The 15,315-nt window shown below is 71.8% G+C and carries 15 protein-coding genes and 1 tRNA gene; 4 read left to right on the top strand and 12 right to left on the bottom strand.

Annotation, left to right across the window (positions count from 1 at the left end; genetic code table 11):
* The first annotated feature begins 92 nt into the window (after nt 1-92).
* Complete coding sequence (locus AC6JBM_RS42560) at nt 93-1,418, top strand: outer membrane protein assembly factor BamB family protein (protein WP_497979444.1); 1,326 nt, start codon at nt 93-95, stop codon at nt 1,416-1,418.
* A 26-nt stretch (nt 1,419-1,444) separates the two neighbouring features.
* Here AC6JBM_RS42560 and hisC read toward each other — a convergent pair whose 3' ends face one another.
* From hisC to hppD, 4 genes are all read right to left on the bottom strand, one after another.
* Nucleotides 1,445-2,479, bottom strand: coding sequence for a histidinol-phosphate transaminase (gene hisC, locus AC6JBM_RS42555; RefSeq protein WP_497979443.1), 1,035 nt, complete (start codon nt 2,477-2,479; stop codon nt 1,445-1,447).
* Nucleotides 2,476-3,447: an RDD family protein gene (locus AC6JBM_RS42550; RefSeq protein ID WP_497979442.1), complete on the bottom strand. Its 972-nt coding sequence runs from the start codon at nt 3,445-3,447 to the stop codon at nt 2,476-2,478. The genes hisC and AC6JBM_RS42550 overlap by 4 nt, the downstream gene beginning before the upstream one ends.
* A 16-nt stretch (nt 3,448-3,463) precedes the next feature.
* The gene (locus AC6JBM_RS42545) at nt 3,464-3,976 is read right to left on the bottom strand and encodes an RDD family protein (RefSeq protein WP_497979441.1); all 513 of its coding nucleotides are present in this window, start codon (nt 3,974-3,976) and stop codon (nt 3,464-3,466) included.
* Nucleotides 3,977-4,196: 220 nt separating this feature from the next.
* The gene (gene hppD / locus AC6JBM_RS42540) at nt 4,197-5,354 is read right to left on the bottom strand and encodes a 4-hydroxyphenylpyruvate dioxygenase (protein ID WP_497979440.1); all 1,158 of its coding nucleotides are present in this window, start codon (nt 5,352-5,354) and stop codon (nt 4,197-4,199) included.
* Nucleotides 5,355-5,448: 94 nt separating this feature from the next.
* Between hppD and AC6JBM_RS42535 the strand changes: the two genes are divergently transcribed.
* Both AC6JBM_RS42535 and AC6JBM_RS42530 read left to right on the top strand, forming a co-directional pair.
* On the top strand, nt 5,449-5,934 hold the full coding sequence (locus tag AC6JBM_RS42535) for an Lrp/AsnC family transcriptional regulator (RefSeq protein WP_497979439.1): 486 nt from the start codon (nt 5,449-5,451) through the stop codon (nt 5,932-5,934).
* Nucleotides 5,935-6,103: 169 nt separating this feature from the next.
* Nucleotides 6,104-6,634: a hypothetical protein gene (locus tag AC6JBM_RS42530; protein ID WP_497979438.1), complete on the top strand. Its 531-nt coding sequence runs from the start codon at nt 6,104-6,106 to the stop codon at nt 6,632-6,634.
* A gap of 73 nt (nt 6,635-6,707) precedes the next feature.
* On the opposite strand, the gene AC6JBM_RS42525 is transcribed toward AC6JBM_RS42530, so the two are convergent.
* From AC6JBM_RS42525 to AC6JBM_RS42515, 3 genes are read right to left on the bottom strand one after another with little or no spacing between them, the layout of a single operon-like run.
* Complete coding sequence (locus AC6JBM_RS42525; protein WP_497979437.1) at nt 6,708-8,342, bottom strand: fumarate hydratase; 1,635 nt, start codon at nt 8,340-8,342, stop codon at nt 6,708-6,710.
* 13 nt (nt 8,343-8,355) lie between these two features.
* Complete coding sequence (locus tag AC6JBM_RS42520) at nt 8,356-8,664, bottom strand: AzlD domain-containing protein (protein WP_497979436.1); 309 nt, start codon at nt 8,662-8,664, stop codon at nt 8,356-8,358.
* Nucleotides 8,661-9,329: an AzlC family ABC transporter permease gene (locus AC6JBM_RS42515; RefSeq protein WP_497979435.1), complete on the bottom strand. Its 669-nt coding sequence runs from the start codon at nt 9,327-9,329 to the stop codon at nt 8,661-8,663. Before AC6JBM_RS42515 ends, AC6JBM_RS42520 begins: the two co-directional genes overlap by 4 nt.
* Nucleotides 9,330-9,404: 75 nt before the next feature.
* Between AC6JBM_RS42515 and AC6JBM_RS42510 the strand changes: the two genes are divergently transcribed.
* Nucleotides 9,405-9,962 carry a helix-turn-helix domain-containing protein gene (locus tag AC6JBM_RS42510; protein WP_350610147.1) on the top strand — a complete coding sequence of 186 codons (558 nt, stop codon included), beginning with the start codon at nt 9,405-9,407 and terminating at the stop codon, nt 9,960-9,962.
* Between the two features lie 17 nt (nt 9,963-9,979).
* On the opposite strand, the gene AC6JBM_RS42505 is transcribed toward AC6JBM_RS42510, so the two are convergent.
* The 5 genes from AC6JBM_RS42505 to AC6JBM_RS42485 form a co-directional block, all read right to left on the bottom strand.
* Nucleotides 9,980-11,299 (bottom strand): outer membrane protein assembly factor BamB family protein, encoded by a 1,320-nt coding sequence (locus tag AC6JBM_RS42505; RefSeq protein ID WP_497979434.1) that lies wholly within the window; start codon nt 11,297-11,299, stop codon nt 9,980-9,982.
* Between the two features lie 101 nt (nt 11,300-11,400).
* Nucleotides 11,401-12,885, bottom strand: coding sequence for an SMI1/KNR4 family protein (locus AC6JBM_RS42500; protein ID WP_497979433.1), 1,485 nt, complete (start codon nt 12,883-12,885; stop codon nt 11,401-11,403).
* Nucleotides 12,886-12,930: 45 nt separating this feature from the next.
* Nucleotides 12,931-13,347: an excalibur calcium-binding domain-containing protein gene (locus AC6JBM_RS42495; protein ID WP_497979432.1), complete on the bottom strand. Its 417-nt coding sequence runs from the start codon at nt 13,345-13,347 to the stop codon at nt 12,931-12,933.
* Between the two features lie 103 nt (nt 13,348-13,450).
* A tRNA-Ala gene (locus tag AC6JBM_RS42490) sits at nt 13,451-13,523 on the bottom strand.
* Nucleotides 13,524-13,585: 62 nt separating this feature from the next.
* On the bottom strand, nt 13,586-15,298 hold the full coding sequence (locus tag AC6JBM_RS42485; RefSeq protein ID WP_497979431.1) for an ankyrin repeat domain-containing protein: 1,713 nt from the start codon (nt 15,296-15,298) through the stop codon (nt 13,586-13,588).
* Nucleotides 15,299-15,315 lie beyond the last annotated feature (17 nt).

Here is a 15,315-nt window from a genome sequence, read left to right as displayed (position 1 = left end):
CTCGGCAGGTATCGTGCGCGGCGGAGGTGGTTATGGGGACGAGTGCAGCGGGGCTGCGCCGGCTGGTTTCGCCGCGTAGCTGGTCGCGGCCGGTGCGGTTCGTGCTGACCGGGCTGCTCGTTCTCGTGGTGCTCTTCGCGATGGGCATCACCGCCTACCGCACGCTCAAGCCGGCCGAGACCGTGAGCCGCGCGGACAAGCCGGTGCCGTCGGCCGAGCCGATCAAGGCGATCCAGTACTCGGAGCTGCCCTCGGCGCCGCTGATCGTCGAGGGGCGGCTGCGGGTCTACACGGAGCAGCGGCGGGTCTTCGCCGACACGCCGGTGACGTCGCAGCGGTTGAACACGCCGCACTGGTCGTACCGGCGGTGGCCGGCCGAGGTGGTGTCGATCGTCGAGGTGGAGAAGCCCGCCAGCGGGGTCGGCATGTCCGTCGTGGTCACGAAGTGGTCGGACGGGGACATCGTCGCGCTCGACGCCGAGAAGGGCGACATCGTCTGGCAGGCCAAGATCGACCCCGCGGACGGCGAGTCGTTCAAGGGGCGCCGGACCGGGGCGAAGACCATGTGGTCGCCCGAGGATCTGTTCGTCAGCGCGTCCGTGCTCGACCGCCAGCCCGTCGTGATCGCGACCGGCAAGGACGTCGTCGAGGGGATCGATCCGGTCAACGGGACGATCAAGTGGACGCGCTCGTTCACGGCCGAGCCCGGGTGCCGCACCAACGACTGGACGGGCCCGGACACGTACATGGTGAAGAACACCTGCGCGAAGCCCGCCACGCTGGAGATCTACGACGCGGCCAGCGGCGCGCTGCTGAGCACCTGGCGGCCGCCGGGGGCCTCGATCGGCACCGACGGCGTCTCCAACTGGTTCGTCGATCCGGCCTCGTGCGAGCTGGGCCGGTCCGGCTGCACGATGTTCAAGGCCGCCCCGACGGGGGAGGGCGTCGTGACGTACACCGACGCCGCCGCCGGACTGGGCACGATCACGGCCTCGTACTGGTCGCTCGCCGCCGACCGCACCGTGAAAGCGGAGCCGGTCGCGGACAAGGACACGGTGATCGCGGTCGGGGACGTCATCGCCCAGCAGATGACCGGCGGGTACATCTGGGCGTTCTCCCGCTCGACGGGCCAGCGCCTGTGGATGTCGGAGGTCGCCGGCCGGCTCATCGGCGGCGACCAGCGCAACTTCTACGTGATCAACAACGAGTACCAGCTGCTGGTCCTGAACCTGGAGACCGGCGCGGTGACGTCGAGCACCGAGCTGCGCATCCGGCCCGCGGACCGGTTCGTCTACAGCATGTACTACCTGCACGCGGGATACCTGGTGATCGAGCGCCTGCAGACCACCAAGGAGTCCGAGATCGACGACAAGTACTACTTCAGCCAGGACACCGTGGTCCTGGTCGGGATGGGCTGAACCCGCCCCGACCAGGAGTCACAACGTCAGAGGGCGCCGAGGAAGGCGTCGTTCTCCTCGGGCGTGCCGATGGTGACCCGCACGCCGTCGCCCTGGAAGGCGCGCACGATCACGCCCGCGCGCTCGCACTGCGCCGCGAACGCGGCCGACTGCTCGCCCAGCGGCAGCCAGAAGAAGTTCGCCTGGGTCTCGGGCACGTCGGGGTGGACCTTGCGCACCGTCTCGACGACCCGCGCGCGCTCGGCCACGACGAGCTCGACCCGGCGGCGCATCTCCGGTTCCTGGTCGAGCGCGGCGAGGGCCGCGGCCTGGGCCGCCAGCGAGGTCGAGAACGGCGTGACGACCTTGCGCACCGCCGCCGCCACCTCGGGCGAGCCGATCAGGTAGCCGATGCGCAGGCCGGCCAGCCCCCACGCCTTCGACAGGGTGCGCAGGACCACCACGTTGGGGCGGTCACCGTACTCCACCAGCCCGTCCGGCACCGAGGGGTCGGTCACGAACTCGCGGTAGGCCTCGTCCAGCGCCACGATCACGTTGGCCGGCACCCGGTCGATGAAGGCGTCCAGCTCGGCCTTGCGGACCACGGTGCCCGTCGGGTTGTTCGGGTTGCACACGATCACGATGCGCGTGCGCTCGGTGATCGCCTCGGCCATCGCGTCCAGATCGTGACCGTGGTCCGCGGTGTTGGGCACGCGCACGCTCTTCGCGGCGGTGGTGGCGCCGATGATCGGGTACGCCTCGAAGGAACGCCACGGGTAGACCACCTCGTCGCCGGGCAGGCAGGCGACGCGGAACAGGTGCTCGAACAGCGCCACGGAGCCGCAGCCGGTCGCGATCCGCTCGGCGTCGACGCCCAGCCGCTCGGCCAGGCGTCCGCGCAGCTCGGTCACGCCCATGTCGGGGTAGCGGTGCACGCCGGCGACGGCCTCGGTCACCGCCTCCACCACGCCGGGCAGGGGGCCGTAGGGCACCTCGTTGCTGGCCAGCTTGATGGCGCCGGGCACGCTGCGGCCCGGGACGTAGGCGGGCAGGGCGTCGAGATCCGGGCGGGTGAGGCTCATCGTTGGTCTCCGGGGATGGACTCGGGGGTGAGGGCGTGGTCGGGGTGCCGCTCGGCCATCACCACGACGGTGCGGGCCGCGCGGTCGTGCAGCGCGCGGTGCAGCGGCCAGTCGACCACCGGCGAGATGGCGTCGACGAACTGCAGCACGAAGCCGACCCCGCACGTCCACAGCAGCACGCCGAGGCCCATCGGGTTCCAGCGGCGGATGGCGCGGCCGAAGCCGAGCGGCTGATCGGCCTCCAGCCCGACGACCTTGATCTTCATGATCCGCTTGCCGAGGGTCTGGCCGCTGCCGGCGTGCGCCGGGACCTCGTAGGCGAACCAGATCGCGGCGATGAGCAGCAGGATGACGATCTGCAGGTATTGCGCGCGGTCGGAGGTCGTCAGGTCGCCGATCGACTCGCCGCGGGACTGGCGGCGGTAGATCTCCGCCATGACCGGGCCGACCTCCTGGATCCACTGGTAGACCAGGAAGCCCGTGGCCGCGGCGATGATCGCGGCGACCGCGAGGATGTCGACCAGGCGGGCGACGAACCGCTTGCCGAGCGGGGCGAGCGCGTAGCCGTGCGGGCGGACCTGCGCCGGCACCGCGAACCCGGCCTGCGGCGGCAGCAGCACCTGCACCGCGCCCGCCGGCAGCTGGCCCTGCGGCAGGAGTCCGGCCGGCAGCGGCGTGCCCGGGGGCAGCACGATCGCGCCCGGTGGCAGCTGCCCCGGGGGAAACCCGCCCGGCGGGATCGGCGTGCCGGGCGGCAGCACGACGGCGCCCTGCGGCAGCGGCGCTCCGGGCGTCGTGACGACCGGCATCTGCGGCGCCGCCGGGGTCACCGGTTTCTCGGCGATCACGGGCGGGGCCGCCGGGGCCGGTTCCGAGGCCGGAACGGGCTCCCCGATCCAGCCCTCGCCGTCCCAGTACCGCTGGACATCCGGGTCCGCAGGGTCCTTGTACCACCCAGGCGCTGTCACAAAGCCTCCGTGCCGCTCATCCGACCTTCACCACGATTGTCCCCGCCGCCTTGTCGTGCAGGCACTGCTGGTACGGCTTGTCCCAGAGCTGCCAAAGCCCGTCGATCCACGAGAAGAACGGCACGATGGCGCCGACCAGGCTCTGCGTGGCCCAGCGCCGGGCGAGCACGCCGCGGCCGATGGGCGCGGAGGGGTCGTCGGCCCGGATCAGCCGCAGCTTCATCGCCCGCTTGCCCCACGTGACGCCGGTGCGGCGGAACATCTCGACGTGGTAGACGTACCCGGCCGCGAGGACCAGAACCAGGTAGAGCAGCTCGATGAGCAGCGGCAGCCCGAACAGCAGGCCGGCGTTGGGGGTCTCGGTGGACGAGGCGGCCGCCGTCGCGCCGGCGATCACCGCGAAGATCGCGATGAACATCGGGATCGCCAGCACCAGCGCGACGCCGACCAGCACGGCGCCGTCGATGAGCACGGCGACGAGCCGGTCGCCGAAGTTCGCCAGCGGCATGCCGTTCGGGGCCCGGGGCACGGGTGGCGGTACCGCGTAGGCGCCCTGTGGATAACCGCCAGGCTGTGGATAACCGGGTTGTGGATAACCCGCCGGAGCGCCACTGACCTGTGGATAACCCGCAGGTGACGGTCCGCCCTGTGGATAACCTTGTTGATAACCCTGCGGATTGCCGGATGGCGGCCCGTAGTTCGGGACACCACCCGGTTGCGGCTGACCCGGATACGTCACCCGAACAGTGTTACAGGTTTCCGCGAAGTTCCTGCTCGCGCTCGATCGCTTCGAAGAGCGCCTTGAAGTTGCCCTTGCCGAAGCCGAGCGACCCGTGCCGCTCGATCAGCTCGAAGAAGACCGTCGGGCGGTCCTGGACGGGCTTGGTGAAGATCTGCAGGAGGTATCCGTCCTCGTCGCGGTCGACCAGGATGCCGCGCGACTTCAGCTCCTCGATCGGCGCCCGCACCTGGCCGATGCGCTCGCGCAGTTCGGGATCGTCGTAGTACGAGTCGGGGGTCACGAGGAACTCGACGCCGGCGGCCGTCATCTCGTCGACGGTGCGCAGGATGTCGTTGGTCGCCAGCGCGATGTGCTGCGCCCCGGGGCCGCCGTAGAACTCGAGGTACTCGTCGATCTGCGACTTCTTGCGCGACACCGCCGGCTCGTTCAGCGGGAACTTGACCTTGCGCGTGCCGCTCGCGACGACCTTGCTCATGAGCGCCGAGTACTCGGTGGCGATGTCGTCGCCGACGAACTCGGCCATGTTCGTGAAGCCCATGACCCGGCGGTAGAACTCGACCCACTCGTCCATCCGGCCGAGCTCCACGTTGCCGACCACGTGGTCGACGGCCTGGAAGTAGCGCTTGGCCGGCGGCGCGACGACCGGCTTGCGCGCGACGAACCCGGGCAGGAACGGGCCTGAGTAGCGCGAGCGGTCGATGAGGGTGTGGCGGGTCTCGCCGTACGTCGCGATCGCCGCCCGCCGGACGACGCCGTGCTCGTCCTCCTCGTCGTGCGGCTGCTCGAGCGGCTGGGCGCCCTGGCGCACGGCGAACGCGAACGCGGTGTCGACGTCGGGCACCTCGAGCGCGATGTCGGCGATGCCGTCGCCGTGGCGCTCGTAGTGCTGGGTGGCCTCGGCCTCGCGGTGCACCCCGCCGGCGAGGACGAAGATCGCGGAGCCGGACTTGAGCACGTATTCGGCGTGGTCGCGGTAGCCCTGCTCCGGCCCGCGGTACGCCAGCAGCGTCATGCCGAACGCGGTCGAGTAGTAGTGCGCCGACTGTTTCGCGTTGCCGACGTAGAACCGGACGTGATCGAGGCCGGTGAGCGGGAAGGGGTCGTGGGAGACGTCGTGCTCGACGGCCCCGATGAGCTCGTTCAGGTCTTCGATGGCGCGGGTCATACGACCAAGCGTCGCCCGGCATTCCCGGGCTGGGCAAGGAACGCTATTCTGCTTGGTCAAGTTGCACAATTAGCTGGCTGTTTCGCGGGTACGGGTGAGCATATTGTCCGGTGAAATCGACGTTCTCGATGCACGCTTGATCAGCCTGCTGTACGCCGAGCCGCGCATCGGCGTCCTGGAGTGCTCCCGCCGCCTCGGGGTCGCGCGCGGCACCGTGCAGGCGCGCCTGGACCGCCTGGCCGCCCGCGGCGTGATCCGCGGCCACGGCCCGGACATCGACCCGGCCGCGCTCGGCTACGCGGTGACCGCGTTCGTGACCCTGGAGATCCGCCAGCGCTTCGGCCACGACCCGGTCTCGGCCCACCTGCGCGACATCCCGGAGGTGCTGGAGGTCCACACGATCACCGGCTCGGGCGACCTGCTGTGCCGGATCGTGGCCCGCTCGAACGCCGACCTGCAGCGGGTGATCGACCGGGTGATGAGCTTCGAGGGGATCGTCCGCTCCTCGACGATCATCGCCCTGGCGGCGCAGATCCCCTACCGCGTCCTGCCCCTCGTCGCCGCGGCCGCCGACGCCTAGCACGTGGTCCGGCCCCCTCGGCTCATCGACGCCGAGGGGGCCGCGGCGTCGCTAGCGGCGGCCGACGGTCAACCGGCTTGGTGACCTCGGCGAAGAAGTCGCAGCCAGCGCCGTCACCGCCGTCGCGCACGGGACAGCGACGCTGGTCGTTGAACGTTAGGCTCACGCCGTGACCGACGTGCGGGAGCCCACGGCTCCGGATGCCCTGCCTCGCCGCTCCACTCGTTGGCTGGGTGCGACGAGTGCGGTGTTCGCCCTGGCCATCGTCTTTGGCGGAGCAAATCTGGTGACCGGGGCGTCGTCGGGCTGGCGGGACGTTGTCCTCGTTGCCCTGATCATGGCGTTTCTGTCATTCGCGTCGCTCGGGGTCGGCGTCGTCCCCCTCAGCTTCAATCCGCTGGCGGTTGGGGGAATCGCTGTCGTCGCGCTGGGCATCGCGCTTGTCGTCTCATGGTCGGCACCGGCGGTACCGAGGGATCGCCTTCCCGGTCTTGTACAGCTCAAAGCCGACCACGAATTGGTATGCGGCGACATCACGTCCATGGATTACGACTTCGTCGCAATAACTCAGTGGGTACGCGATGCGTCGACATCCGGGGGAGTGCTCGACAGCGACGGCCGCCGGCCCAAGGCGACCTACGTACAGAGACTCGTGCCGGTCGCCGCAATCGAATCCATCGTGCACGTGGACAGCTGTTGACGCCCTTTCGCACGGACGGCAAGTACCTCAGGGGCGCCCATAGGACGCCCCTGACCTGGAGCAACGCGAACGGCTACCGCTTGCCGATCTGAAGGGTCAGCCTAGGCTGTGTCACCTCGGCGAAGAAGTCGTTGCCCTTGTCGTCGACCACGATGAAGGCCGGGAAGTCGACCACGTCGATCTTCCAGACCGCCTCCATGCCGAGCTCCGGATACTCCAGCACCTCGACGTGCTTGATGCAGTCCTGCGCCAGCCGCGCGGCCGGGCCGCCGATCGAGCCCAGGTAGAAGCCGCCGTACTGGTGGCAGGCGTTCGTCACCTGCTTCGAGCGGTTGCCCTTGGCCAGCATGACCATCGAGCCGCCGGCGGCCTGGAACTTCTCGACGTACGAGTCCATGCGCCCCGCGGTCGTCGGGCCGAACGAGCCCGACGCGTAGCCCTCGGGGGTCTTCGCCGGGCCGGCGTAGTAGACGGCGTGGTCGCGCATGTACTGCGGCATCGGCTCGCCCGCGTCGAGGCGCTCGGCGATCTTCGCGTGGGCGATGTCCCGGGCCACGACCAGCGGGCCGGTCAGCGACAGCCGCGTCTTCACCGGCAGCTGCGAGAGCTGGGCGCGGATCTCGGCCATCGGGCGGTTGAGGTCCACGGCCACGACGTCGTCGTCGAGGTGCTCGTCGGTGACGTCGGGCAGGAAGCGGGCCGGGTCGCGCTCGAGCTGCTCGAGCCACACGCCCTGCTCGTTGATCTTCGCGACGGCCTGGCGGTCGGCGGAGCAGGAGACCGCGATCGCGACCGGGCAGGAGGCGCCGTGGCGCGGGAGGCGCACGACGCGGACGTCGTGGCAGAAGTACCGCCCGCCGAACTGCGCCCCGATGCCGAACTCGCGCGTGAGCTGGAGCACCTCGGCCTCCAGCGCCACGTCCCGGAAGCCGTGGCCGACGGGCGAGCCCTCCAGGGGCAGGGTGTCGAGGTACTTCGCCGAGGCCAGCTTCGCCGTCTTCAGCGCGTGCTCGGCCGACGTGCCGCCGATCACGATCGCCAGGTGGTAGGGCGGGCAGGCGGCCGTGCCGATGAGGCGCAGCTTCTCCTCGAGGAACTGCATCATGCGGGTCGGGTTGAGCAGGGCCTTGGTCTCCTGGTACAGGTAGCTCTTGTTGGCCGATCCGCCGCCCTTGGCCATGAAGAGGAACTTGTACGCGTCGTCGCCCTCGGCGTACAGCTCGATCTGCGCCGGCAGGTTGGAGCCCGTGTTCTTCTCGTCCCACATGGTCAGCGGGGCGAGCTGCGAGTAGCGCAGGTTGAGGCGCGTGTAGGCGTCGAAGACGCCGCGGGCGATCGCCTCCTCGTCGTTGCCGTCGGTGAGCACGAACCGGCCGCGCTTGCCCATGACGATCGCCGTGCCGGTGTCCTGGCACATCGGCAGCACCCCGCCCGCGGCGATGTTGGCGTTGCGCAGCAGGTCGAGGGCCACGAACCGGTCGTTCGGCGAGGCCAGCGGGTCGTCGATGATCGAGCGCAGCTGGGTGAGGTGGGCCGGGCGCAGGAAGTGCGCGATGTCGTGCATGGCCTCGTCCGTGAGGCGGGTCAGCGCCTCCGGCTCGACGGTCAGGAACCGTCCGTCGCGGCCGACCCCGTCGCTGGTGACCAGGCGGTATTCGGTGGTGTCGGGTCCGAGCGGCAGCAGCGGGGAGAACGCGAAGTCGGGCATGCCCTCGACTGTATTACTCGACTCCGGCGACCCTGAGCAGGGCGGCCGTCAGTGCTGCGGCCACCACAACGACCACGAACGGCGCCTTGCGCCACGCGAGCACGGCCCCGACCAGGACCCCGGCCGGGCGCGCGATGCCGACGAACCGGCCGCCCTCCACCAGCGCGGCGGTGGCGATGAGCGCGGCCAGCAGGGCGACGGCCGCGAGCGAGAGGTACCGCTTCAGCTCGTCCGACACCGTGATCCGGTCGCGCAGCACGGGTCCGGCGAAGCGGAACGCGTAGGTCCCGGCGGCGAGCACGACGATCGCGATCCAGCTCATGACGGTCGCTTCCTTCCGAGGACGAGGGCGAGCAGTGCGGCCAGGACGGGAAGCCCCGCGGGCAGAAAAGGGGTCGCGACCAGGGCGAGCGCGGCCCCGCCGATCGCGACGCGCAACGACGGCCGGTCCTTCAGCGAGGGCAGCGTGAGCGCCAGCAGCGCGGCCGGGAACGCCGCGTCGATGCCGAACGTCTCCGTGTCGCCGAGCGCGGAGCCCACGATCGCCCCGGCGGCCGCGGCGACGTTCCAGGTCAGGTACAGGCAGATCCCGGTCAGCCAGTACGCGCGACGGCGGCGGGCCGGGTCGGACTGGGCCAGCGCGAAGGCGACCGACTCGTCGGTCATGAGGTGGCTGCCGAGCAGCCGCGCGCCGCGGCGCTCGCCGAGCACCTCGTTGCCGATCGCCAGGCCGAACGGCAGGTGCCGGGCGTTGAGCAGCAGCCCGGCGAGCACGATCGCGGCCGCGGTGGCCCCGGCGCCGGCCATGCCGACGGCGAGGAACTGGGCGCCGCCCGCGTACACGAACGCGTTCATGGCGATGATCTGCGACAACGGCACCCCGGCGGCCGAGGCGATCGCGCCGAACGACAGCCCGACGACCACACCCGCCGCGCACAGCGCCGCGACGTCCCGGGCGATGGGATCTGTTCGGAGAATCGAACGCATAGTTCGGTATGCTGGACCCGCTACCGAGTGTTCGTCAAGCCGAATAAGTCGTTCGCTGTACCGAACGGATGTGCCTTGGACCCCACCAAGCCCCCGATCGACCTCATCGCCGCCGCCCTGCGCCGCGAGCGGGAGCGGGAAAAGCTGTCCCTGAGCGAGGTCGCCAAGCGCGCGGGTATCGCGAAGTCGACGCTCAGCCAGCTCGAGTCCGGGGCCGGCAACCCGAACATCGAGACGCTCTGGGCCCTCGCCGTCGCGCTCAACGTGCCCTTCAGCCGCCTGGTCGAGCCGCCGCCGACCGCGCCCCGCGTGATCCGGGCCGGAGAGGGCCCGACGGTGAAGTCCGGACAGGCGGATTTCATCGGTACCCTCCTGGCGACCTCCCCGCCGGGAGTGCGCCGGGACATCTACCTGATGCGCGTCGAGCCCGTCGGCGCCCGCAAGGCCGACGCGCACCTGGCCGGCACCGTCGAGCACGTGGTGATGATCAGCGGGCGGCTGCGGGTCGGGCCCGAGGACTCACCGGTCGACCTCGACGTCCATGACTACGCCTCCTTCGCCGGCGACGTCGCGCACGGATACGAGGCGCTGGCCCCGCACACCTCGTTCGCGCTGGTCATGGAGCATCGCTGACGCCGGTACCGAATCCGCTAATTGAACGGGAGATAGCCGATCGTCCGGCCGCGGCCGATCATCATGCCCCGGTCGCTGATGCCGAGCACGTCCGCGGTGGTCTTCGCGTCCACGAGGGTGCGCCCGCTGTCCGGCGCGTAGGCGAGCAGCCGCCCGCCGGCGGAGTCGCGCACGAGCACCGCATAGCGCGACACCGCGATGTCCGCCTTCTCCGGGACCTCGTGCTGCCAGAGCCGTCCGCCCTTGTCGAAGCCGACGACCGAGAGCGTCTTGCCGCCGTTGGAGCGCACCAGCCCGTACTGGCTGTCGGCCGCCACGATCTCGTCCCCGTCGGCGCCGGCCCACATCTCGCGCCCGTCGCGCGGGGAGAGGAACACCTCGCGGTTGTCGCCGCGGGTCGCGATGAGCACGGAGTCGGCCCCAGCCGGGTCCCGGCGCTGCTCACACCCGGCGCCGGAGGCGGTGTGCAGGTCGTAGCCGTCCTTCTTCCACACGGTCTTGCCGGTGCTCGCGTCGCGGGCTTCGAGGGTGTACCGGCAGTTGCCGTCCTTCGGCGCCGCCGTCGACACCAGCACCCGCCCGCCCGCGACGACGACCCGCGACGTCTTCGACGGGCTCGCCTCGGGCAGCAGCTTGCCGCGCCCGGTGTCGACGACCTTGACCTTCTGCTCGATCGGGAACCCGAGCATCGCCGGGATCGCCCGCGGCATGGCGTCGATGGCGTCGCGGTACGCGTCGGCCTTGACCTCGGTCCCGAGCAGATCGCTGTTGATGCCGTTCAGCACCCGCCCGATCCCCGGCAGCGTGAGCTTCCAGATCTGCGCCCCGTCGCGCGGCGCCCGCGCGGTGAGCGTGCAGTCGCTGAGCCCCCCGCACGACAGCGTCAGCACCGAGTCCCGATACGTCCACGCCCCGACCGCGTCGCCGTCCTTCCACTTCGCCGCCCCGCTCGCCGGGTCCAGCGCCTCGAGCCCGACACCGCGGCGCCCGACGATCGCGACCGCGTTCGAGCCGTCGCCCGCGACCCCGGCCCAGTCGGCCTCCTTGGTCCACAACACCTGGCCCGAGCTCAGCGACCGCCCCTCGACGGTGCCCCGCATGCTGACGATGGCGGCCGTACCGGCGATCACGGCCGACGAGGGCTGCCCGCCCACGCGCTCGGTCCACGTCGTGTCCGGGGTCGACAGCTTGCCGGTGTTGTCGGCGACCTTGTCCCACCAGTCGGTGACCTTGGGCAGCGGGTTCCAGCCGGTCACGATGATCGCGGTGATGATGAGCGCCAGCACACCGATCGCGCCGAGCGCCGTCTCGAAGTTGCGGACAGCTCCCCTAGCCACGGCCGCGAGCGTAGCGCCGCGGCACCCTACTCCGGCGGATCGCCCCATTTACCCGTGTCGAGCCGATTCACCCGAACGTGGGAGGCGGTTTCGGTAGTGCGCTAGCCGACCAGGCCGTTCGCGGCGCGGGTCAGCCGGGCCGTGATGTGCGGGCCGGCATCGAAGAAGGACCGCCACGCAATCGCCTGCCGCGCGCTCGGCCGGCCGGCGAGCGTCACCGCCCGCAGGCCGTCGAGCCGGTCCAGCGCCGGACGGATCCTCTGCCACTGCTCGAACGACAGCTCCAGGTACCACAGGCCGGACAGCTCGGCGACGGTCTCCAGGTCGGCGACCGCCGCGGCGTCGGCCAGGGCGAGCCCGTGCAGGTTCGGCACGTCGCGCAGCGGCGCCAGCGTGACCGGGACGGCGCCGCGCGACACGGCCAGCGACCGCAGGGTCGGGTGCCCGGCCAGCGGCGCCAGCGAGCTGCCCCCGTTGACCCGCAGGTTCTCGACCGGCAGGTCCCGCACCGGGCCGAGGTCGAGCGGGCCGCTGCACCACAGCCGACGCAGGCGGTGCAGCGCGGCGACCGGCTCGGTGTCCACGCCGGCCTCGTACAGCCGCAGCTCCTGCCGGCCGGGCCGCAGGCGCAGCGAGCCCACCATCAGCTCCGGTTCTTCTTCGCCTTCGCCTTCGCCCTCACCGTCGTCTTCGGCGGCCGCGGCGGCGAGCAGTGACGTGACCGAGTCGGCCACGTAGGCCGGGCCGTCGTCGTAGGCTTTGCCGACCCGGATCACCTGACCGGGGCGGCCCAGCCGGGCCGGCGCCAGGTCGATGGCGATGAAGTTGCCGTCGTGGTCTTCGGCGATCGGGATCCACCCGGGGCGGCCGGTGGCCCGGCGTACCGTGTCGAACGGCTCGGCGTCGAGCACGACCCGCTCCCAGCGTTCGGTCCAGCCGCCCGGCCGCGGCGCCGAGGTGAGCTCGGCATTGCCGAGCTCGGCCAGCGAGTACCACTGCCGGCCGTCCATGATCTCGCCGCCGCCGTCCGCGATGGCGTACAGCGCGCGCAGGTCCGGGGGCAGCGGGAAGCCGAGCGCCGCCTCGGCCGCGGCGATGGCCGCCTCGCCCGCCGGTGCGCGCAGGCCGGCCGGCTCCAGCACGCGCAGAAGGGCCACGGCCCGCTCGGGATCGCCGGCGTAGGAGGGATCCGCCACGACCGGCTCCGGGTCGAGCGCCTCCGGGGGCAGTACCGCCGTGTAGGTGTTACCGACGTTGGAGCCGCGCAGGTTGAACCGGGCGACCGCATCGAACCGGCCGGCGGCGTCGAGCGTGAGGTGCACCATCACGTTGCGGAACCGCTCACCGGCGGCGAGCTCGCGGAAGAGCTCGGTGAGGCCCGGGCCGACCGAGCGGTGATCCATCGACGACTGGAAGATGCCGCTGCCGTCCGCGCGGAGGTAGCGCACCCCCTCGCCGCCGTGCCCGTTGCGCACGATGTCGGCCGAGAGCACCGCCGTGTGCCAGCCCTCCGGGGCCTGCTCGTACATGTGCCGCGCGAACCGCTCGAACGCCTCAGCCCCGCCGGTCGCCCCGTCCGCCGCCATGGCGGGACATCGTAGTTCGTAGTGGCTGTGCCAGACGCCGCTGCCTTACTCGCACGCCACGCCGTCGTTGTCCCGGTCCAGGCCCGAGCGGTATCCGGGCTGGCCTCGATACAGCGGGGCGGCTCCGTGGGCGCGGACGTCGTCGCAGTTCTTGTAGTAGACGGCCGCCGGTGGGGTGGTCTTCGGCGCGGGCGGCTTCGTCGTCGTCTTCGCCGGGGCGGGCTTCTTCGTCGTGGCCGCGGGCGGCGGCGGTGTCGGCACGGCCGCGGCCGTGGTCGGGATCTCCGCGGACGGCGTCGGCGTCGGTGAGGCCGATGGTGACGGGCTCGGCGACTCGCTGGGGCTCGCCTCGGCCGAGGGCGCGACGCCCACGAGGTTGTTCGGCTTGGCCGGCGTGTTCGGGTCACAGGCGGCGAGCGCGGCAACGGCGAGGACGGCGACGATCCAGCGGCGAACGATCACACCCCGATCGTCGCGAACCGGCAGCCGGAATGGATCAGGTGCGGCGGTGGGCCGGGCGGCCGAACATGCAGAACCGCTTGGCTGTCCGGGACGGCACGAGGGGCAGAGCCGGCCGGAATCGAACCGGCGTTCCCCGCCATGCGAAGGCGGTGCGTCGACCTCTGCGCTACGGCCCTGCCCGAGCGGAGTGTAGACGGTCGATGCGTGCGCGAAGGCCAGGCCGGGGCGGCGGGAGCGCTCATCGGATCATGGCGCGCAGGAAGTCCAGGTCCGGGCGGCCCGTGAAGCCCGCCATGTCCGTGTAGCCGCCGGGGTTCGCGCGGGCCGTCGGGTCGGCGCCCGCCTTCAGCAGGCGGCGTACCAGGGCCGTCGAGCCCAGGGCCACGGCCTCGTGCAGCGGGGTGCGGCCGCGGGAGTCGCGGGCGTTCGGGTCCAGGCCGGCCGCGAGCAGGCGGGGCAGCAGCGGTTCGCCGCCCGGCAGCAGCGGGAGCAGGTGCAGGAGGGTCTCGCCGTGCGCTCGGAAGCGCACGTGCGGGTCGAGGCCACGCTCCAGCGCGTCGAGCACGGCGGCGGTGTCGCCGTGCTGGATGACGTGCATGAGCTCGACCTGCAGCCGCAGCACCCGCCGCGGCGGGCGGTGCTCGGGGTCGCGCCAGCCCTCCCGCGCGGCCACGCAGCCCTGCAGCTCGCCGCCGAGCGCGGCCAGGGCCAGCTCGCGGTCGATCTCGACGGGGGTGTGCGGGATGACGGTCGCGCCGTCGCGCATGACGACCTCGTGGGTCGCGTGGTCGCAACGCACGCGGATGGCGGTGGGGAGGCGGGTGGGCTCTGGCGGTACCGCTGCCGGGGCTTCTGGAAACAGTGCCCGATGCGCCAGCGGGTGCAGGTGCACCGGCCCGTTGAGCAGCGCGTCGAACTCCTCCGGGCGGCGGACCAGCGCCGGCGGCACGACCGGGATGCGCTCGAGCAGCGTGCCGAACTCGTCGAGCTCGGCGTCGAAGCGGGACCCGTCGGCCTCGTGGTAGGGCGCACGGGTCAGCAGCCGGGCGCGGGTGCCGTCGAGCACGACGGTGCGGCCCCGCACATCGAGCCGCACCAGGCCCCGGTGGTCGTCGACCTCGGTCATCGGGTGCGGCGGGGGCGGGATGACGCGCGGATTGCGATGCGGCGCGCTGTAGCGCAGCTCGGCCACGTATTCGAGGGTGCGCCGCGCGGCGTCGGCCAGCGTGGCCTGCACCGGGCGCAGCGGGGCCAGCGAGTGCTCGACCGCGACCCCGCGCGCGTGGTTGCGCCGGCGGGGGTCGATCGCGAACGCGGCGGGGTCGACGCGCTCGCGGCCGAAGCGGCGGTCGAAGAGCAGGACGCGCAGGTCGTACCCGGCGATCGCCCACGCGGCCGCCTGGGTCCGGGCCCGCAGCGCGCGCTCGACCCGCCCCTCGGGGGAGTCGTCGCCGAGCGCGTCCTCGGGCAGCCGTTCCCCGGTCGCGGCGAAGAACGGCAACCGGGTGACTCCGCCGGATCTCGTGAGTTTTTCGGCGGTACACCGGGAATCCCACCGATCCCGCAGGAGCACGAACGTGTCGTCCCGCCGGCCCGGCTGCTCGATCATGCGCCCGAAGCACAGCTGAATCCGCTGCGTGCGCGCCTCGGCCTGCGCGAACACCGCGTGGTCGTCGGGCAGGAGCGTGAGCGGGTAGAAGGCGTCGGTGCGGGGGAGGCCGGCGTGATCGCGGGGGATGTGCCAGCGCAGCAGGTCCGGCACCAGATGGCGCAGGTCGTCCTCGGCCTTGTCGACGGCCTCGGGCCCGAGCTGGCGCTCGACCGAGCGGAGCTCGAAGCCGAGCAGCACACCCGCGGCCGCGCACGCGCCCTGCCAGTCACCCGCCTCGCGGCGCTCGGTCGCGCGCTCGATCATCGTCGCCGGTACCGCGGACGGATGCAGCGGTCGCATCCATCCTCCATTCTTCG

Source organism: Dactylosporangium thailandense (assembly GCF_059739745.1).
Note: the sequence above shows the minus strand (reverse complement) of the source record. Positions and strands in the feature narration are given on the sequence as shown.